The 17,046-nt window shown below is 59.4% G+C and carries 21 protein-coding genes and 1 pseudogene; 5 read left to right on the forward strand and 17 right to left on the reverse strand.

Annotated features, from left to right (window positions below):
• The 4 genes and pseudogenes from MnOB_RS01180 to rloA3 all read right to left on the reverse strand — a co-directional run.
• Positions 1-590: pseudogene (locus MnOB_RS01180) on the reverse strand (hypothetical protein); the annotation flags it as partial.
• Positions 591-719: 129 nt separating this feature from the next.
• Entirely contained in the window at positions 720-1,925 is a 1,206-nt protein-coding gene (locus MnOB_RS01185; protein WP_158713752.1) for a sensor histidine kinase, read from the reverse strand.
• A gap of 16 nt (positions 1,926-1,941) precedes the next feature.
• Positions 1,942-2,634 (reverse strand): response regulator transcription factor, encoded by a 693-nt coding sequence (locus MnOB_RS01190; protein ID WP_077521277.1) that lies wholly within the window; start codon positions 2,632-2,634, stop codon positions 1,942-1,944.
• A gap of 76 nt (positions 2,635-2,710) precedes the next feature.
• A complete protein-coding gene (gene rloA3 / locus MnOB_RS01195) occupies positions 2,711-3,262 on the reverse strand; it encodes a retropepsin-like aspartic peptidase RloA3 (RefSeq protein WP_107504017.1) in 552 nt (183 codons plus the stop codon).
• A gap of 172 nt (positions 3,263-3,434) precedes the next feature.
• On the opposite strand from rloA3, the gene MnOB_RS01200 reads away from it, so the two are divergent.
• Positions 3,435-4,298, forward strand: coding sequence for an SMP-30/gluconolactonase/LRE family protein (locus MnOB_RS01200; RefSeq protein WP_077521054.1), 864 nt, complete (start codon positions 3,435-3,437; stop codon positions 4,296-4,298).
• 405 nt (positions 4,299-4,703) lie between these two features.
• On the opposite strand, the gene MnOB_RS01205 is transcribed toward MnOB_RS01200, so the two are convergent.
• The 8 genes from MnOB_RS01205 to MnOB_RS01240 all read right to left on the reverse strand — a co-directional run bounded on the left by MnOB_RS01205 (position 4,704) and on the right by MnOB_RS01240 (position 11,236).
• Entirely contained in the window at positions 4,704-5,651 is a 948-nt protein-coding gene (locus tag MnOB_RS01205) for a cation diffusion facilitator family transporter (protein ID WP_077521057.1), read from the reverse strand.
• A 718-nt stretch (positions 5,652-6,369) separates the two neighbouring features.
• Positions 6,370-7,098 carry a helix-turn-helix domain-containing protein gene (locus MnOB_RS01215; protein ID WP_077521063.1) on the reverse strand — a complete coding sequence of 243 codons (729 nt, stop codon included), beginning with the start codon at positions 7,096-7,098 and terminating at the stop codon, positions 6,370-6,372.
• Between the two features lie 11 nt (positions 7,099-7,109).
• Complete coding sequence (locus MnOB_RS01220) at positions 7,110-7,307, reverse strand: hypothetical protein (RefSeq protein WP_077521066.1); 198 nt, start codon at positions 7,305-7,307, stop codon at positions 7,110-7,112.
• Complete coding sequence (locus MnOB_RS01225) at positions 7,304-8,698, reverse strand: heavy metal sensor histidine kinase (RefSeq protein WP_077521069.1); 1,395 nt, start codon at positions 8,696-8,698, stop codon at positions 7,304-7,306. Before MnOB_RS01225 ends, MnOB_RS01220 begins: the two co-directional genes overlap by 4 nt.
• Positions 8,695-9,378 (reverse strand): heavy metal response regulator transcription factor, encoded by a 684-nt coding sequence (locus MnOB_RS01230; RefSeq protein WP_077521071.1) that lies wholly within the window; start codon positions 9,376-9,378, stop codon positions 8,695-8,697. Before MnOB_RS01230 ends, MnOB_RS01225 begins: the two co-directional genes overlap by 4 nt.
• Positions 9,379-10,168: 790 nt before the next feature.
• Positions 10,169-10,462 carry a hypothetical protein gene (locus tag MnOB_RS29110; protein WP_234358182.1) on the reverse strand — a complete coding sequence of 98 codons (294 nt, stop codon included), beginning with the start codon at positions 10,460-10,462 and terminating at the stop codon, positions 10,169-10,171.
• Positions 10,463-10,556: 94 nt separating this feature from the next.
• Entirely contained in the window at positions 10,557-10,928 is a 372-nt protein-coding gene (locus tag MnOB_RS29115) for an HvfC/BufC N-terminal domain-containing protein (protein WP_234358183.1), read from the reverse strand.
• Entirely contained in the window at positions 10,919-11,236 is a 318-nt protein-coding gene (locus MnOB_RS01240; RefSeq protein ID WP_371578718.1) for a multinuclear nonheme iron-dependent oxidase, read from the reverse strand. Before MnOB_RS01240 ends, MnOB_RS29115 begins: the two co-directional genes overlap by 10 nt.
• Before the next feature lie 263 nt (positions 11,237-11,499).
• Here MnOB_RS01240 and MnOB_RS01245 point away from each other — a divergent pair, with 263 nt between their 5' ends.
• The 3 genes from MnOB_RS01245 to MnOB_RS01255 all read left to right on the forward strand — a co-directional run bounded on the left by MnOB_RS01245 (position 11,500) and on the right by MnOB_RS01255 (position 13,357).
• Positions 11,500-11,703, forward strand: a complete 204-nt coding sequence (locus MnOB_RS01245) for a co-regulatory protein PtrA N-terminal domain-containing protein (RefSeq protein WP_077521077.1) — start codon at positions 11,500-11,502, stop codon at positions 11,701-11,703.
• A 302-nt stretch (positions 11,704-12,005) separates the two neighbouring features.
• Positions 12,006-12,617 (forward strand): TlpA family protein disulfide reductase, encoded by a 612-nt coding sequence (locus MnOB_RS28970; protein ID WP_234358184.1) that lies wholly within the window; start codon positions 12,006-12,008, stop codon positions 12,615-12,617.
• Complete coding sequence (locus MnOB_RS01255) at positions 12,614-13,357, forward strand: cytochrome c biogenesis CcdA family protein (protein WP_077521083.1); 744 nt, start codon at positions 12,614-12,616, stop codon at positions 13,355-13,357. The genes MnOB_RS28970 and MnOB_RS01255 overlap by 4 nt, the downstream gene beginning before the upstream one ends.
• A gap of 110 nt (positions 13,358-13,467) precedes the next feature.
• Here the strand turns inward: MnOB_RS01255 and MnOB_RS01260 are convergent, their stop codons facing one another.
• From MnOB_RS01260 to MnOB_RS01280, 5 genes are all read right to left on the reverse strand, one after another.
• Positions 13,468-14,046 carry an SCO family protein gene (locus MnOB_RS01260; protein ID WP_077521086.1) on the reverse strand — a complete coding sequence of 193 codons (579 nt, stop codon included), beginning with the start codon at positions 14,044-14,046 and terminating at the stop codon, positions 13,468-13,470.
• A gap of 215 nt (positions 14,047-14,261) precedes the next feature.
• Positions 14,262-14,711, reverse strand: a complete 450-nt coding sequence (locus tag MnOB_RS01265) for a methyltransferase family protein (RefSeq protein WP_077521089.1) — start codon at positions 14,709-14,711, stop codon at positions 14,262-14,264.
• 4 nt (positions 14,712-14,715) lie between these two features.
• Entirely contained in the window at positions 14,716-15,390 is a 675-nt protein-coding gene (locus MnOB_RS01270) for a DsbA family protein (protein ID WP_077521092.1), read from the reverse strand.
• 52 nt (positions 15,391-15,442) lie between these two features.
• On the reverse strand, positions 15,443-15,871 hold the full coding sequence (locus tag MnOB_RS01275) for a copper chaperone PCu(A)C (protein WP_077521095.1): 429 nt from the start codon (positions 15,869-15,871) through the stop codon (positions 15,443-15,445).
• A 28-nt stretch (positions 15,872-15,899) separates the two neighbouring features.
• On the reverse strand, positions 15,900-16,691 hold the full coding sequence (locus tag MnOB_RS01280; protein ID WP_077521099.1) for a cation efflux transmembrane domain-containing protein: 792 nt from the start codon (positions 16,689-16,691) through the stop codon (positions 15,900-15,902).
• A 68-nt stretch (positions 16,692-16,759) separates the two neighbouring features.
• Here MnOB_RS01280 and MnOB_RS01285 point away from each other — a divergent pair, with 68 nt between their 5' ends.
• Positions 16,760-16,939: a MerR family DNA-binding transcriptional regulator gene (locus tag MnOB_RS01285; protein ID WP_077521102.1), complete on the forward strand. Its 180-nt coding sequence runs from the start codon at positions 16,760-16,762 to the stop codon at positions 16,937-16,939.
• Positions 16,940-17,046: the final 107 nt, after the last annotated feature.

A 17,046-nucleotide genomic window follows, 5' to 3' on the forward strand; every position in this document is an offset into this window, starting at 1 on the left:
GCATGGCTAAGCTGGTTGGTGCGATCCTCGATCGCCCGGGCCAATACGCCGATTTCATCGGCTGCATCAAGGCCAGGAAGCGTTTCCTCTCGCTGCTCGGCCTGTACTGCAGAAGCCAGTTCGGTCAGGGGCCGAATGACCCGGCTTGCGCTGGCCCGCCCAATCAGTAAAGCCAAGGCGAGGCCGCCCAGAAACGCCAGGCTCAAGGCAACATAGGTACGGTCTTCTATTGCCTCGAAGTCGCTTTCGTCATCCACTACGGCATAGCGCTGGCCGTCCGCCTCACGAATCAACACGCGCAGAGTCCGACCGTTCAGGCGTAATTCGTGGGTCCCTGGGCTCAAGCGCTGCAAGGGCTGTGGTATCTGTTGGCCGACGAAGAAACTGAGGTCGCTTACCTGCAGTTGTACTGCACTGTTGGAGCCTGAAGTCCACGATTCAGCGACGCGAGCGAGGCGCTTATCGATTAGCTGGTTTTCGATCTCCGCCATCACGAAGAACGCTGAGCCGGCGAACACTCCACCGATGATCGCCGCTAACAGCACAAAGGCAGCGACCATTCGGCCGCGTATCGAATGACGGTTCTTCATCGGCAGCCACCATGCAACAGCCCGTTCTGGGTGTGTTACACAGTTTAGGCTGGGGCGGCAGGAGCGCTGTGAGATGAGCATGCCCACGCGATGCAGAGCTACCCAGGCAGGATCAACGGTTGCTGGGTATCAGGTTGCGGCGAACTTCAGGGTAAAGCGGCTACCGCCGGTCGCTGCGGGGTCGTGCCGTACCGTCCAGCCCAGGTGTTCGGCCACGCGCTTGACGATGGACAGCCCGAGCCCAGAACCGTCCGTGAAATTCTCACTGCCTCGAACGAAACGATCAAACAGCCTGGCCCGCACGGCCTCCGGCAAACCGGTACCACTGTCCTCCACCACGATCTGGCAGGCGGTCAAGCGAACCCTGATGGTGCCCTGCTCGGTGTGTTGGCAGGCGTTGCGAATCAGATTGCTCACCATAATGGTGACCAGCTCCGGAATGGCCTGCACTAACACCTCATCGGGCGCCTCGAACTGGAGCGTCAGCGGTTTGCCTCGCAGCAACGGCTGGCAGCGTTCCAGCTCACGCTCAACCAAGGGGCGCAAGGCAACTAGGCAGAGGTCCGTGCTTTCGGGTGCGCGTGCCAATTGCAATAAGGCGCCGACCTGTTGCGCGGTATCCGAGGCGTTGCGCCGGATGCGTTCGGTCATCACCAGCAGATCGGGGCGATCGCGCAAGCGGCTGGTCAATACCTCGGCCGCGCCAAGCATGATGGTCAGCGGCGTGCGCAGCTCATGGCTGACATCCGCGGTGAACCAGCGTTCGCGCTGTAACGCCAGACTTAACTGGTTGGTGCGGTCCTCAATTGCGCGAGCCAGCACACCAATTTCGTCGGTGGCATCGAGTCCCGGCAGGTCACCTGCCTGCTGCCCGTCCTGCACAGCGCTGGCCAGCTTGGTCAATGGCAAGATGACCCGGTTGGCACTGGCCCGGCCGATCAGGATGGCCAAGGCAATGCCACCCAGAAACGCGATGCCCAGGGCGATGTAGGACGAGGACTCAATGGACTCGAAGTCACTCTGGTCATCTACCACCGCATAACGCTCACCTTTGACCTCGCCAATCAGTACGTGCAGTCCCCGGCCGTTCAGGCGAAGCTCGTGCGTACCCGGCGCGAGGTGTTGCAGTGGCTGGGGAATCTGCGTGCCCCGGAGAAAGCTGAGATCAATGGTCTGCATCAGCACAGGGTTGTACGAGTCGGCTGCCCAGTGTTCCGCCGCGTGACTCAGGCGCTTGTCGATGAGCTCATTTTCAATCTCCCAGACAACGAAGGATGCCGAGCCGGCAAAAAAACCGACAATGATCACCGCCAACAACACGTAGGCAGCGACCATTCGGCCGCGCAACGAGTCACTCGGATGCATCGTCGTCGACCAGCCGGTAACCAATGCCCGCTACCGTGACCACCATTGGCCGGGAACTTGGGAAGGGCTTATCAACGGCCTGCCGGAGCGCGTAAATATGGCTGCGCAAGGCATCGCTGAGCGGAGGCTCGTCCTTCCAGAGTTCCTGCTCCAGTTCTTCGCGGGTCACCAGACGTGGTGCCGCGCGCAACAGCGCGGCAAGCAGTTTGTAGCCGAATCGCGCGAGTTCGAGCCGTTGCCCCGCGCGCCGCGCCTCGAAGGTCCCGGTGTCCAATTGCAGCTCGCCGAAGCGCAACACCGGGTCAGGGCCGGACACGCGGACCCGCCTTACCAGCGCATCAAGGCGCGCCTCCAATTCAATCAGGGAGTACGGTTTCACCAAGTAGTCATCGGCGCCTGCACGCAAGCCGGCGACCTTGTCGTGAACCGTATCGCGGGCGGTGAGCATGAGTACTGGGGCATTGCACTGCTGCTCTTCACGTAATCGGCGGCACACCTCCAGACCATCGAGGCCGGGCAGCATGCCATCGAGCACGATCACGTCGAAACGCTGCTCAGCGGCTCGGATCAGCCCGGCATAGCCCGTTCGTGCATTGTCGAGCTGATGTCCGAGCGGCTCAAAGTACTCATACAGGTTGGCGACAATATCCGGGTTGTCTTCGATGATCAGAATTCGCAAGGCCTGGTTCACTTTTGCTGCCTGAATGTCGATTGCGCGTCTGGGCGCATGAGCCACGGGTAGCGGCCGTCACGCATTACTGAGCCGCGTCACTCTTGCTGCAGTTGGGCTCCATGGTCAAGGTGGGGGAAACATCCACCGCGCCCAGGTTCTCCAGCGTACGTCGGCCGATGAGTACCGGGTAGAGCATTTTTCCGCGGTTCTTCAGGGAGAACTGCTCGTTATGGACTTGGTTGCCAATACACATTTTCATCATCACGGGCCGACGTTCGGCGCCGCCAGCGCCACGGACCTCCTCTTTGGGCTCAATCCGCCGCTCGAACGGCACGCTGACGAGCTTGCCCGTGTCGCTGTCTTTCACTTCGACGTTGAAGCGCACCCACTTTACCCCGTTCTTCCCGAAGCGTTCGAGATCCTTGGCGTCTATGGATGACGTCAGTGCCCCGGTATCCAGTTTGATCTTCACCGAGACTTTTTCAGAGAGCAGCAATCCTTCCTCGACCCAACCAAACAGCTTGGGTGTGCTGTTGGTCGCAGAACTGGCGTGAGGGCTCATCAGAAAGGCGAGAACAGCCACTGCGATCCATTGAAATTCGAACGTGCCATAGGGGATTCCTCCAGGATGCATGGGCAGCACTCTGCACCGGGAGCCGTCAAGAACTCGTTAACGCGGTGCCCAAGCCGCTCGCCGGCGAGCTGCATTTCGCTCGTCGTGACTGACCATTCGACAACGCTTTCTTCACGGCCTCTCCGGCAATGTTGCAGCAGTTTCTGCCGCGCTACGACTGAGAGGTCGCCAAATGTCCTTGTTCCCCAGGCAGCGCTGGCGCGGACCGATGATCATGGCCGCTGCGGTGCTGACAACGGCCGCTGCGTACCCAGCGTGGCGCCATCTGTATCCAGTTGCGGCGGCAGAGGGCTGGGAGTACCAGGTGTTCTCGCGGGGTATTCCGATGATCAGCGCCCTGGCGCTGGACAGCCAGGGCACGCTGTTCGTCAGCCAAGAGCTGCCCGATCGCATGGGCAAGATTCTGCGCCTGGAGGTCGACGGCCGCGGTACCGAAGTGCTGACGGGCTTGTCCAAGCCGGACGGTCTGGTGATGTTCCGAGGAGGTCTGGTCACGGGGCAGGAAGGCGGGGCACTGCCCGTGTTGTGGTTGCACGACGGCCGCAGTGAGACCTTGTTCGAGGCTGACAGCGTTGAGGGCGTCGCCACCGACGGCCATTTCCTCTATGCGATCGAAGACCGGCCGCAAGGGCGGTTGCTGCGTTACGACCCAGGCACCCGGCAGCTCAGTGTCCTGCGTGAGGGCCTGGACGAGGGCGAAGGCGTCAGTGTCTGCCCGGATGGGCGGCTGTTCTACACGGAGAAACCCAAGGGCTGGGTCAAACAGTGGCAGCCCGCAAGACAGGACCAGATCGTCGTCGAAGGCTTGAACGCACCTGGATTCGTGCAGTGCACGGGGGATGGGCTATGGATCACCGAGGACGCCACCCACGGGGCCCGCCTGCTGTTATTGGACCCCAGTGGCCACCTTCAGGTGATTCTCCAGCACCTGCGTGCGGCGCAAACCATCGTCCCCCTCGGCAGCGGGCGCTATTTGCTGGCGGAACAGGGGCGTAACCGCATTCTTGAACTCTTCCGACTGCCGAATGGATCTTGATCGGCATGGCGCTAAGGGCGTTAGCCGGCTATCTGGTCAACTCGCCGCTGGCTGAGCCGGAGCAGATCCTCGCCACTATCAATCATGTGGACAGAGCCGTCGTGTTTACGGCTTAGCGAACCGGCATAAATTATCGATTAGGCCGTTTATTAAACGCGCGGGTCGTGAAAGAACGCGCAGACACGCGCGGGCTCGCTTTTTTGAGCCAGGCCATGAGTGCTTCGGTGGCGTCTATTAGCTTTGGTGCGCATCGCGACGCGCGAGCCAAACGCGTGCTTCAGCACGGCATTGAGCCTCTCTCGGGTCCGGGCACGTCCCGGCAAGTGCATCAGTCTGGACGGCGCCCCTGATCAAGCACCAAGGCACCGTGGGCATGGACGTCGCGATGTTCATACCCGCCGGCGTTCAGGTGCATCGATTGAGGTTCCCCGGTGCATCCACCTGTACCGTGGCATGCTCAATTGAATGGCTCTCCTTCAGCCGCTCCGCGATCAGGGGCGGCAGGGACAAGGGATCCGTACCCGGCATGGGGACTACATGAACGGTGGCTATACGAGTTTCGTCCGTGAGTGTCCAGGCGTGGAAATGGCCGACCTCTGCTACCCCAGGCAAGCGCCGAAGATCTTCTACTACCGCCGTAGCATCGAGACCGCGAGGAGTAGCTTGCAGGAGCACTTGAATGGATTCGTTGACTAGGCCCCAGGCTGAACGCACCACCAGCAACGCCACCAGGACGGAGAGAATTGGGTCGAGAACGGTCCAGCCTGTAAGCAAAATGCCAATTGCTGCGGCGATAGCCCCCGCTGACCCCAACAGGTCCCCAATCACATGGAGAAAAGCTCCCCGCAGGTTACTGTCGTTCTGGCTTCCCATGCGCAGGACCAAGAATCCAACGATGTTTACCACCAGACCAATCACAGCCACTGCCAGCATAGGGCCGGCAAGCACGTCGGTCGGCTCACGGAAGCGTTCTATCGCCTCCCAAACGATCCAGGAAACCAGGATCAGAAGGGCGGCACCATTGGCGAGTGCCGCGAGAACACGCACTCGATGAAAGCCATAGGTGCGCGTCGAATCTGCTGTACGCGCCGCCACTCGGTATGCGATCAAAGCCAACAGCAACGCTGCTGCGTCCGATACCATATGTCCAGAGTCGGCGATCAGCGCGAGAGAGCCAGATAACCACCCGCCGATTGCTTGTATCAGGGCATAGCCAGCAGTTAAAACAAACACAAAGCGAATACGTCGGACATTCCCTTCGTTCACGGTAGGGGTGTGGTCATGCCCCTCATGGCTATGATCGTGTTCTTCGTGATCATGATGGTTGTGGTCGTCGCTTTCTGGATACCTCATGGCTCTCTCCCCAGTTCTCTGATTGCAAGCCTGGCTGATCGCTAGAAATGAAATCCACACGATGCCTGGCCACTTCAACCTCTTTCTCGTGGTGCACCCTTTCTAGAGGGTCGGCAGTACCAGAAGGGTCAATGCCGTCGAAGAAAGGATGGCGCCGAATCGCTACGCTCGCCAAGGACGTGAGCTTTAGGGATGGTGTGACGTAGCCATGTATATCTGGTTGGCTTCAGCCCTCGCCGATTTTGTAAGAAGAGGTTCGATCAAAAAAGATCCGACCACCCGCTCATTTCTGTGTTTTTAGCCGCAGCGAGCTCCTCGCGGCGGCCATTGCCCACATTACAGGCGCACCTCTCCTGGGGTGGCCAGCAACTGTCGGCGCGCCATCCACAAGTTCGACAGGGCAAACAGCGTTTCGAGTTGATCAAAGATCTCGGCAGCGTCCTGTGCGACTCGGAGAGCGATGCCTGGCGCCTCACTCCCATAGAAGGCCTTGACCTGGAGAAACTCTCGAATCGCGGCCTGATGCCTATAAATCATGCGAAGTTGCAGGCAGCGACGCCTGGTGAAAGAGCATCGAAGCGATCTTTTATTTTAATTAACCTTATTTATATCAATAGCTTATGACCAACATGTCCTAATTTTCCTTTATCTCGGCATCGCCCCGTGACTCTCACTGTGAGCTACCAGGTGGATGCGGGCTTGAACAAAAAAGCTGGCTTCAGCTGCTCAGGCTCACCTGGCCCAGCGCCGAGGACGGATCGAGTCCAAACAGATTGCGGAAGGTCCGTGAAAAGTGCGCGGCGTCAGCAAAGCCAGCGGCATGGGCGGCCTCGGTCAGGCTGTGCCCTGCGGCAATGTCTTGAAGAGCAGCGACCAGACGACTCCACTTCCGGTAACTGCGCAGCGGCAAACCGGTCTGCTCAACGAACCAATGAGAAAACCGGGTCGGCGAAAGTTGGACCAGCCTGGCCAGGTACTGTCGGCCATGCATCGATGCGCGCAAGGCCACGAGGACGGTCTGCAACCGCGGATCGATGGCCAGTGTGACGGTCAGGTTAAGGACTTGGCGAACCATCTGCTGCACGTCCTGGGCAATGAGGTTCGGTGTTTCCAGCAACGCCCGTAGGGCGGCGACGTCTTGCACCTCGATCGGCAAGATGTCTGCTCCGGCGTGAAGGGCATGCGCCTCCGCGGACAACGCATCGAGGTAGATCGACATGACCTCCACTGCCTCAATCCGATGCGTTACCCCTGCTCGGATGCAAATGGCGCGTGCTGTGACGCTCGCGTTCGGGGTGCTAACGGTCAGATGGGTGCTTAAGCCAATGGTGATCTGATGGGCCAAGTGGCAATGCCAATCGTGGCTACCCGCCTGCCCCAGAAAGACTCCAAGCCCGGGTGAAATCCAGGCTTTGCCACGCCAGCCGATACCTTGCGCTGTGTTCATTCAGAGGCGCCTTAGGTTTCCACATCACGTTGGCTGGCAATCTTCTGCACTTCCGCTCGGAACGCTTCATCGAGCAGGCTGGGCTTCTTTCGCCAGGGTTGCCGATCAGGCTTACGCTGGGCGGCATACAGCACCACTTCACCACCGTCCCGCTCCACGAAGCTTCGAGCCTGCTGCTCTAGCTCCGCTCTCAGTTGCACTTTGGTCATTCTGACTCCTTTGCCTCATCTGACCGAGGAAACTCCATGTGGAAGGCGGTACGGCCATTGGCCGAGGTACACCAGATCCGGCCCCGATGCGCCTCGACAATGGTGCGGGTAATCGCCAGTCCCAAGCCGACATTTCTGGGACTGCCTTCCCGGCGCGCAGGGTCGGCGCGGTAGAACCGATCGAACAACCGCTCGAGGTGTTCTGCTGGTATGGACTCACCCGGGTTTTCCACGGTCAGCATGGTCGACGCGCTGGTCTGGGAGACCCTCACGGCGACGGTTTTACCTTGAGGCGTATAGCGCAGAGCGTTGGTGAGCAGGTTCGAAATGGCGCGATCCAACATCAGCTCATCACCGCGGACGCTGCCAGAACCTGACACGTCGAGCGAGATCCCATGGTCCTCCGCCAATAGCTGGTAGTAATCGAAGAGCTTGCCAACAATTTCCTCGAGCTCGACTCGTTCGCGCTTAGGGACGATTAGGCCATTGTCTGCCTTGGCCAGGAACAACATGCCGTCAATCATCCGCGCCATGCGATTCAGGTCGTCGAGGTTCGAGTACAGGGTCTCTTCATACGCCTCGTTATCGCGCTTCTTGGAGAGGACAACCTCGGTCTGGGTCATCAGGTTACTGACTGGCGTTCGCAACTCATGAGCAATGTCGGCGGAAAAGTTGGAGAGTCGCACGAAAGCCTCATCCAGTCGCGCCAACATGGCGTTGAATGATGCCATCAACTGCTGCAGCTCCAACGGAACGGGCTCCATCGGAATGCGCTCCTTGAGGGATTTGGCCGACATCGAAGCAGCCATTTGGGTGACTTGCCGCAAAGGACGCAGACCACTGCGTGCGACGACCCAACCTAGTCCCGCGCTGAGAAGCGCACTGATGATCAGCCCTATGGTGAACCAGCGCTGCAGGGCCTCGAAAAAGGCCATGTGGTGGGTAACATCCAGTACCAACAACAGGGTCAACGGGGATGACAGGCCAGGAATGCTGATTTGGGCAGTCAGGCCACGGTACATGAACTCTTGATCCTGCCATTCCCACATGGTCGGGACCGATCTGACGCGGAGCCCTTGGGGAACGTTCACCATGCTCGGCTCAGCGAACAGCACTTGGCCGTCACTGGCCAGAATGATGGCTGACAGGTCGCGGTGTGCGTCCAGCAGTGCACTGAGCTGGGGTTTCAGCTCGGAGAATTTAGTCACATCAGACAGTTCCCGGAGAATGTTTTGGGTGGACTCAAGTTTTTCAACAAGGCGTTCGTAATCGAGCAACTTGAAGTGTCGCTGACTCAGGTGGTTGAAGCTCAGCCCAGCAGCCGTCAGAACTGCGGTGACGGCGAGCATGAACATCAGGCTCATGCGGGTGGTTAGGGACAGATGCTTCATTCCGGCTCTGGCCCATCGAGCATATAACCCATGCCGCGGGCGGTATGGATGAGCTTCACCGCGAAACCGTCGTCGATTTTCGCCCGCAAGCGCCGTACGGCCACCTCGATAACATTGGTATCGCTGTCGAAGTTCATGTCCCAGACCTGCGAAGCGATCAGTGACTTCGGCAATACTTCGCCGCGCCGGCGCATCAGCAGTTCGAGCAGGGAGAATTCCTTAGCGGTCAACTCTATGCGCTTTCCGCCCCGAATGGCTCTGCGCTTCAGCAGGTCAACCTCAAGGTCAGCGATTCTCACGATGGCCTGGGTAGGAGCACTGCTGCCACGGCGGAGGAGCGTCCTGACCCGTGCCAGCAGCTCCGAAAACGCGAAGGGCTTGACCAGGTAGTCGTCCGCGCCCAGCTCAAGCCCCTTCACGCGGTCTTCGACTCCGTCACGGGCGGTCAGGAACAGCACGGGAACGTCTTTCCCGGCGGCGCGAACCATCCGTAGCACTTCCCAGCCGTCCAAACCCGGCATCATTACGTCCAGGATCAACAGGTCATAGGACTCACTGAGGGCATGCTGGAGGGCATCGGTGCCGGTGATTACCCGGTCCACATTGAATCCAGCCTCGCTGAGGCCCTGTTGCAGGTAAGTACCGGTTTTAATTTCGTCTTCAGCTACCAAGAGTTTCATGCGGCAGGTTCCAATTCACGAGCAGCCCGAGTGTGCCGCGAATCAGTCGTCCCAACCACAAGCTTACAAAAATGTAATTTTGGCATCAGGCCACTGTCAGGGAGCGTTGTCTATGGTGCAAGCGTGAGCATTGGATGCGCGCTCACACGGCTCTCGAGCAGGACAACACAGCGGCCGGCCACACAGCTTTCTGTGAGGAGACTGCCCAATGAACTCCCTGAAATCCCCACTTCTGGTTGCCTCGCTCCTGTTGTCCTCTGCCGTGCTGATCCAGGCGGAAAAGGCTCGCCCCGGCTAGCACGCATGATCACATGCGTGAGCACAAGTTGTAGTGGCCGACAAAGAACTGCTATCCAAAAAGAATTCCCCCATCTTCCAGGCCTTTCGTAATTGCTCCTTTGGCCTAGCGGCGCCTGAACGGCGCCGTACTTTTTTAAGCTGACGTATTTGTAGTTTTTGGGTAAGTCGCCCCACAGAAGCAGGAGCAAGCATGAGATTTTCAACCATCTGCGAGAGGCCAGGATGAAGTAGACCGAACTGTTGGCAAGGTCCTGGTAGAGAGCGCGTACAGCCCTGAACAGCTCTGCTTAGTGATCCAGGGGCAGGGTTATGCCACCAAAGTAAGCGCTCAAGAGGGCTGACTTGCACCGCGTTTGCGATTGCGCGGTGGTCACGTGGGAACAAATATGGGCAATTATTCTCGCCGGCGTTATTCATCTGCGGCAGCATGACTGGACATTGCTTGGACCGTTGGAACAGCATGATAGCGTGACCGCCGAGGAGTCTAGTCTCAGCTGCGCCACAGCAATAACCCCTGGCTCGCCCACTGCCTGAGCCAGGTCGCGGCTTGCAGCGGAGCCTGTTCTCCAGACACGTCGACCAGCTTGGCGCAGAGATCGGGAAACGCCTGGCGATCACGTGCCATCAGCTGGAGCGCCGACGATTCCGGCTGGTCCAGGCTCCGGTACTGGCGGGTTAGTTCGTGTCGCCAGACCAGGCAATTCAGCGGTTGAGCGAGCGGCAGGCTTTCCGGAACGGGGACCGCCTTGGTGGCCTTCCAGATCTCCAGCGCGTTCGAGTTCAAAGTGAGCCAGCACACGCTGGAGCGTGGCCGCACTGTCAGGCTGGCCCAGTTCTGGCCATGTCCGACAGTGTTAGCGGGAGCTTGTCCGCCGCATCTAAGGCCAGCGTGAAGGCCCACTACAGCTCCGCAGCCGGGATGCCTGGGATTCGCTGAGGTAATCGCCGATGAACCCGGGAAGCTTCTCGCCCAGCCAGCGCAGGCTGAAATGCCGTGGCAGCCAGGGTTCGATATAGGCCTGCGCCAATTGCTCGAAGGCCTCGGTTCCAAGCCAGTGGAGAATGGCTGGAAAGTCCTCGCGTAACACGGACAGCAGCCGGGTGCGGTAGGCATTGTGATAGACCCGCAGCCCGTCTTCCGCCGACAGTGCCTCGCTTGCGCGCAGCTGTTGCAGCAGTTCGGCAGGCGCCGTGCTTTCGCCGAACAGCAGATAGCGTTCGAAGGCCTGCTGCAAGGTGATCAGACGCATGCCGCAGTCTCCGGTGTCTTGGCCGCGACCGTCCGGGCGTTCCCCAACTCGGACAGCGACTCGTCCAGCGGGGGAAAGATCTCATCGCGCTTGATCAAGGTGGCCCTGGGGCCCAGGTGCTCGATTGCCCACGCATAGAGGTCCCAGACCGGACCGGTGATCTGTTGGTCGTGGGTGTCGATCAGGTAGTGCCCGTAGTCGCTGTGACCGGCCAGATGGATCTTGCGAATGCGCTCCTTCGGCAGCGCCTGGATGAACTGCCAGGAGTCGAATTTCTGGTTGCGCGAGCTGGCGTAGATCGGAGTCACGCCGGGGCCTTCGTCGCTAACGGCAGAAGACTCGGCTCGCGGGCGCGGTATGTCAGTCAGAGAGGGGCTCGAGACCGCGTCTCTCTGGCACGTCCCGGGCACTATGAGCAAGCGGGAGGCTCCACAAGAAGGAAATGGCAACCTGACAGAAATGTAATGTTCAGCTCAGGTTGTTGTCAGGGCGGGTTGGTTAAGGTGGCTTTGAGTCTGAAGCTCAGCCCGTGGATCGGCGGGCCAACCACTATAAATTTGAGGATACTCACATGAAATCCATGAAAGCCCTTATCGCCATCGCTGCCCTGACCGCCTCCTCCTTGACCATGGCCGCCGGTGGTGGCGATCGCACCTTCGCCCGAGCGCAGAAGGCCGCCCAGGTCTCGATGGACGCCTATCGCCTGGAGCAGCAGAAGGTGGAGTCGTCGGTCGCCGAGGGCAAGGCCAAATCGACCGAACGCACCAGCGGCTAAGTTGGACCGGTTAACCAGGCTGAACAGCGATAACCAACGCGGCAGGTTAAAGGCTGCGTTGGCACGATCTCCCCAGCTTCAGCCTTTTCCCCGTAGACACCCCAAATAGATGCAGCGTGCACGTGAATCCTCCCCTGACCATTCCGTTCTTATAGCAACTGCGTTCCCGGTTGATGGTAGGCGCTGCCGACTGGTTCCAGAAGAAGACGAGCGGAAGCCCGGCAATGGAAAGGTTGGTCGCACAACACTGGACGCGCAATGGCTATAGTCCTCAGAGAGGCGATTTGATCCTGAGGTGTACCGTGCAACTCAAAAGCATCGGCTTCCCGATTAGATCCAAATGGTTTCGTTTGCATTCCTCAAGACGTTGGACGATCTGGTTGATATCGCTGCTGCTATCGCTCCCCGTGGGGGCCGGACTGACCTGGGGGACAGAGCATGTCGTACGGGCCGGCCTAACACTGTGGCCAGAACCCAGACCTTTGGCGGAGCTTCGGTTCGTCGATGCGGAGGGGCAAACGCTCAACCTTGCCAACTTTCGCGGAAAGGTGGTTCTACTGAACGTCTGGGCTACCTGGTGCGTGCCGTGCCGTGAGGAAATGCCGACGCTTGACCGTTTGCAGGAGCGACTCGGAGGGGCGGACTTCCAGGTTGTAGCACTTTCCGTCGATCAGGACGGGCTAGCCGTCGTTCGAGACTTCTATCGGGAAGTAGGTATTCAACGGCTCGAAATCTTCGTGGACGAGAAAATGCACGCTATCCAAGTGCTCGGTGCTTTCGGATTACCGGCCACACTTTTGCTGGACCGCGAAGGCAGGGAGCTCGGGCGTAAACTGGGGGCGGCGGAATGGGATGCCCCGGAGGTTGAAGCGTACCTCCGAGAGGTAATTAACTCGACTAAGAGGCAGCCATGAGCTTGGGCGAGATCAGCATTCTGAGTGCATTGGTCGCAGGGATGATCTCGTTCCTTTCCCCTTGTGTGTTGCCCCTGGTGCCGGGCTATATGTCCTTTATGGCCGGCCGCACAGTGGACGAATTGCAAGAGCTGAAGGGGAGCCGGGAGCGGTTTACGATAATCGGCATGAGCCTGAGTTTTGTGCTGGGCTTTTCCACTGTCTTCATCGCCCTGGGCGCAAGTGCGACAGCGATCAGCCGCCTGCTGATCGCCTATCGGCAGGAAACCAATCTGGTCGGCGGGCTGATTGTCATTGCCTTGGGGCTGTTCATGACTGGTTTGATCAACCCCCGCTGGCTAAACATGGATACTCGCTTCATCCACCAGTTAAAGACGTCTGGGGGGCCGATTACCGCCTACCTACTGGGCATTGCCTTCGCCTTCGGCTGGACTCCCTGTATCGGCCCGATCCTTGGCAGCATCCTTACCTTGAGCGCGTCCACTGGCGCCTCGGGAGCCAATGGCGTCGCACTTCTGTCGATCTATTCAGTTGGCTTGGGCATGCCATTCCTGCTGACCGCGCTATTCACCAATCATTTCCTGGCTGGCATGAGGCGTTTTCGTCGCTGGAGTCGTGCCATCCACATCGGGGCGGGCGTGATCCTCATCCTCATGGGCCTGGCCATGGTGACAGGCCAACTGACCCGTTTCGCCTGGTGGTTGCTGGAGGCATTTCCGATACTGGGAAGAATCGGTTAGGTACCGTTATGAGTGCGTGAGCGGAATTTTTCCGGCGAATTGGGATGCGAAAAACTCGTCGCCAGGTGCAATGCCCTGAGCCCCCGCTTAAACGGGGCCTGAATTTGGCGCTAGCTGCCCTCAGAGAGCTGCCGTAAATCGGCCACCACTGCATCCAACGGGTCACTGTCACGGAACAGAACTCTAACCTCTCCATCTCGATTGAAAGCGTACACAGCAATGGAATGTGAAACGTCATAGTTACCGGATTGATCCTTCGCTCCGTACTCGTAAATGCTGTGGTAGCGACGAGTCAGGTTGTCCAGCGATGATTTATCGCCCGTAAGCCCTATGAACTGCGGCCCGAAGGCATCTGTATAGGTACGCAATAACTGTTGGTTATCCCTAGACGGGTCTACCGATACGAACAGAACCTGCAGATCTCTCTGGGTCTGCTCGTCCAGTTTTTTCGAGGCCGCTGATATCTTTGCCAAGGTGGTGGGGCAAACGTCAGGGCACCTAGTAAAGCCGAAGAACAGCAGCACGATCTTTCCAAGGTAGTCTTTTTCGCTTACTGCCTGACCATTCTCATCGGTCAGGTTGAACTCAAGCCTTGGCATCTTTCCAGTGACGTCCTGAGTCTGCCAACTCTGCTCTCCACAACCGGTGATGAGTAGAGATGCCAGCACACAAGATAGCCACCTGTACATTCACCACCTCCAGATTCAGCCTTTGCCCACTGAGGGTACAGGCTGAGCATAGCTTCCCAATCCGATGAGATTCGAATGGCGTAATGTAAAACCGATGAGGGGCGCTGATCTTACGATGCGTTGCTGACCGGTGGCGCTTTGCAAGTGACGTGTGATGGGCTCATCTCGGTTTGCCCAAGACGGTCATGTCGCGCGGCGTCGAGAACTTTACCGCGCTAGAGCCACCTTCGCACATGCGCCTTGTAGACCAAGAACTCCCCCCTGAACAAAGACACCAGCGCCCGTTCTTCCGGAGCGATCTGAAAGCGATTCATGTAGAGCACGAACCCGACCACGCCCAGCAGCGCAGTGGGTGAGGCGAGGTAGAACGCCCAGGCCACCAAGGCGATGGCAAACCCCAGATACATGGGGTTTCGCGTATGGCGGTAGATGCCGGAGCTGACCAGCGCTGAGGCCGTTTCCGGCCTCAGCGGGTTGACGGTGGTGCTGGCGTGGCGGAAGGACAGCACGCCGGCCAGGCACACGGCCGCTCCCATCAGCAGCACGGCAATCGCGGCGCCCAGGTGCCAGCCGGCAGTCGCAGCCTGGGGCGAAATCAACCACATCAGCCCCGCGAACAGGATGGCGACCAGGGGCGGCGGTACACGGTGCTCCAGCCAGTTCATGGTGTCAGTTCCTTGCTTGCTTGATTTCCGACAGCACCAGATTGCGCAGCGGTTCTGGACCGAACTCAACCAGCGGCTGGGCGTTGACGTAGAAGGTTGGAGTGCCACGAATCCCGATCTTCTTGGCATCTTCCATGTCGCGCTTCAGTACCGCATCGATGGCAGGGGAACCCAGCTCGGCGCGAGCCTTCTCCACGTCCAGCCCCGCGCTGGCGGCGGCTTCCCAGGCTTTCAGCACTTGCGGGTCGTCATGCCATTCCGGCTGAGCGGCGAGCACCGCCTCCAGCACTTGCGGGAACAGGTTCTGCTTGCGCGAGGTTTCCAGGAGTCGCGCCACTTCTTCGGAACCCTTGTGGAACAACACGTAGCGCATGACCAGGCGGACGTCGTTGGGGTTCTCGGCGAGTATCTGTTTGACGAACGGATGGAAGGCCCGGCAGGACTCGCAGGAGGGATCGAAGAACTCGACTATGGTCACGGACGCGTTGGATGGTCCGAAGGTCGGCGAATGGAAGCGCACCAGCGTGGCCGGGTCTGCAGTGGCGGGCTCGGAGGACACAGCGGAAGTAGCAGAAGCCTGCTCTTCTTGCGAAATCTGGCGGTCGAAAAAGAGTACCGCCGCCGCAATTGCTATTAAGGCGAAGAAGGCGATTTCGAGGACGACGAAACGTCGACTCATGGGGGGCTCCAAGGAGTGGCTAGGAGATTGCGTGAATACTTTGGCTCGATTTTCATTGTGCGGCCGGCGAGACCGCCGTGAACGTGACCGGCAGGCTCTGGCCGTCGGCGAATTGCAGGGTCACTTCGACCTTGTCGCCCAGCGCAACTGGTCGCTGGCGTTGCATCAGCATCAGGTGATAGCCGCCTGACGCGAAGTTCACTGTGGCGCCAGGGGCCACTTCCACCTTCTCGACGTGCTGCATACTGGCGGTGCCGTTCTCCACCGCGCTGCGGTGCATCATCACCTCCGCGTAAGTGGGGCTCTGCGCGCCGGTCAGCACCACGGGCTGTGTGCCGGTGTTGGTCAGGCGGAAGTAACCGGCGGCTGGCAAGTTGCCGGGCAGCAGGCGCAGTCGGGCATCCTTGGCCTCCAGGTCCGCCAGCGCCTCGGCCGAGGTGGCGAGTAGTAGCGCCATGCAGAAGAATCGGAATCGCAGCATCAGCTTTCTCCTTGAGTGATGGAGTTGCTCAGTGCGGCTCTTTCGGGCCGCAACAACCCTTGGCTGGGTTAGATGTTTTCGAGGAGCAGCCGGGCTCGACCGCGACCACCGTGGCCTTGGGGGCACAGCAGGGCTCCTGCCGAACCGGCGTATTGCCGCCGCAATTGTTGGCCGTGGCTTCAATCGGTTGGGCAACCGGGGAGGCTGCAGCGGTTCGCCATTCACCCCAGGCTTCGCTGATGACCTGCCCGGCCGAGTGCAGGAACAGCATGGCGATGGCCAAGCCGACCGCCACGTCTGGCCAGAGACTGCCGGTGAGCGCAACCAGGCCCGCCGCGACAATCACGCTGCTGTTCGCCAGCAGATCGTTGCGTGAGCAGAGCCAAGTGGAGCGCATGTTCAGGTCATCGCTGCGATGCGCATAGAGCAGGGCGAAGCACACGCCGTTGGCCAGCAACGCGATCACGCCCACGACACCCATCCAGTCGGCGGCCGGCACCTCGTTCAGCAACATCTTGCGTACGGCATCGGCGATCACCACCAGGCCGAACAGCAACATGAAGCCGCCTTTGAACAGCGCTGCGCCTGCCCGTGCGCGAACGCTGCGGTGCAGCACGAAGAGGGTCAGGGCGTACACCGAGGCATCGCCGAACATATCCAGCGAGTCACCGAGTAGGGCGGTTGACCCGGCAATCCAGCCAGCGCTGAACTCCACCAGGAACATCAGGGCATTGATGGCCAGGACGATATACAGCACGCGGCTTTGCCGGGCACGCAGCTGGGCCAATTCGCCGGCCTTGTTTTCGCAGCAGCTGTCCATGATCCGATCCTCATTCACGACCTGATGTTCGTAGAATGGCGCTTATAGCAACTATAAGGTCAAGTCGAATGAGCGAGTCGAAATTCACGGTGGGACAACTGGCCAAGGCAATGGATACCAAGGCCGTAACCATCCGCTATTACGAGAGTCTGGGTCTGCTGCCGGCCGCCCAGTGCAATTCGTCAGGCTATAGTCTGTGCTCGGAGCAAGGTCGGGATCGTCTAGTCTTTAGGTTCACGATAATATGAACGAGGTTGGTCCGGGTATCATGATGATCCTCAAGCCAGTCCTCTCGAAACGACTGCCGGTGCTCCAGCATTGCCACTGAAGCAATCCCCACTGCGGCAATGAGGGG

This window comes from Metapseudomonas resinovorans (assembly GCF_002003485.1).
Classification (GTDB): Bacteria; Pseudomonadota; Gammaproteobacteria; order Pseudomonadales; family Pseudomonadaceae; genus Metapseudomonas; species Metapseudomonas resinovorans_D.

Coding starts and splice junctions, on each gene's coding strand:
- MnOB_RS01200 (WP_077521054.1), top strand. CDS start 3,435: ATGTCCTTGTTCCCCAGGCAGCGCTGGCGCGGACCGATGATCATGGCC.
- MnOB_RS01285 (WP_077521102.1), top strand. CDS start 16,760: ATGAGCGAGTCGAAATTCACGGTGGGACAACTGGCCAAGGCAATGGAT.
- MnOB_RS01270 (WP_077521092.1), bottom strand. CDS start 15,390: ATGAGTCGACGTTTCGTCGTCCTCGAAATCGCCTTCTTCGCCTTAATA.
- MnOB_RS01205 (WP_077521057.1), bottom strand. CDS start 5,651: ATGAGGTATCCAGAAAGCGACGACCACAACCATCATGATCACGAAGAA.
- MnOB_RS01230 (WP_077521071.1), bottom strand. CDS start 9,378: ATGAAACTCTTGGTAGCTGAAGACGAAATTAAAACCGGTACTTACCTG.
- MnOB_RS01220 (WP_077521066.1), bottom strand. CDS start 7,307: ATGACCAAAGTGCAACTGAGAGCGGAGCTAGAGCAGCAGGCTCGAAGC.
- MnOB_RS01265 (WP_077521089.1), bottom strand. CDS start 14,711: ATGAACTGGCTGGAGCACCGTGTACCGCCGCCCCTGGTCGCCATCCTG.
- MnOB_RS01185 (WP_158713752.1), bottom strand. CDS start 1,925: ATGGTCGCTGCCTACGTGTTGTTGGCGGTGATCATTGTCGGTTTTTTT.
- MnOB_RS01225 (WP_077521069.1), bottom strand. CDS start 8,698: ATGAAGCATCTGTCCCTAACCACCCGCATGAGCCTGATGTTCATGCTC.
- MnOB_RS01255 (WP_077521083.1), top strand. CDS start 12,614: ATGAGCTTGGGCGAGATCAGCATTCTGAGTGCATTGGTCGCAGGGATG.
- MnOB_RS01215 (WP_077521063.1), bottom strand. CDS start 7,098: ATGAACACAGCGCAAGGTATCGGCTGGCGTGGCAAAGCCTGGATTTCA.
- rloA3 (WP_107504017.1), bottom strand. CDS start 3,262: ATGCATCCTGGAGGAATCCCCTATGGCACGTTCGAATTTCAATGGATC.
- MnOB_RS01280 (WP_077521099.1), bottom strand. CDS start 16,691: ATGGACAGCTGCTGCGAAAACAAGGCCGGCGAATTGGCCCAGCTGCGT.
- MnOB_RS01245 (WP_077521077.1), top strand. CDS start 11,500: ATGAAATCCATGAAAGCCCTTATCGCCATCGCTGCCCTGACCGCCTCC.
- MnOB_RS01260 (WP_077521086.1), bottom strand. CDS start 14,046: ATGTACAGGTGGCTATCTTGTGTGCTGGCATCTCTACTCATCACCGGT.
- MnOB_RS29115 (WP_234358183.1), bottom strand. CDS start 10,928: ATGCGTCTGATCACCTTGCAGCAGGCCTTCGAACGCTATCTGCTGTTC.
- MnOB_RS01275 (WP_077521095.1), bottom strand. CDS start 15,871: ATGCTGCGATTCCGATTCTTCTGCATGGCGCTACTACTCGCCACCTCG.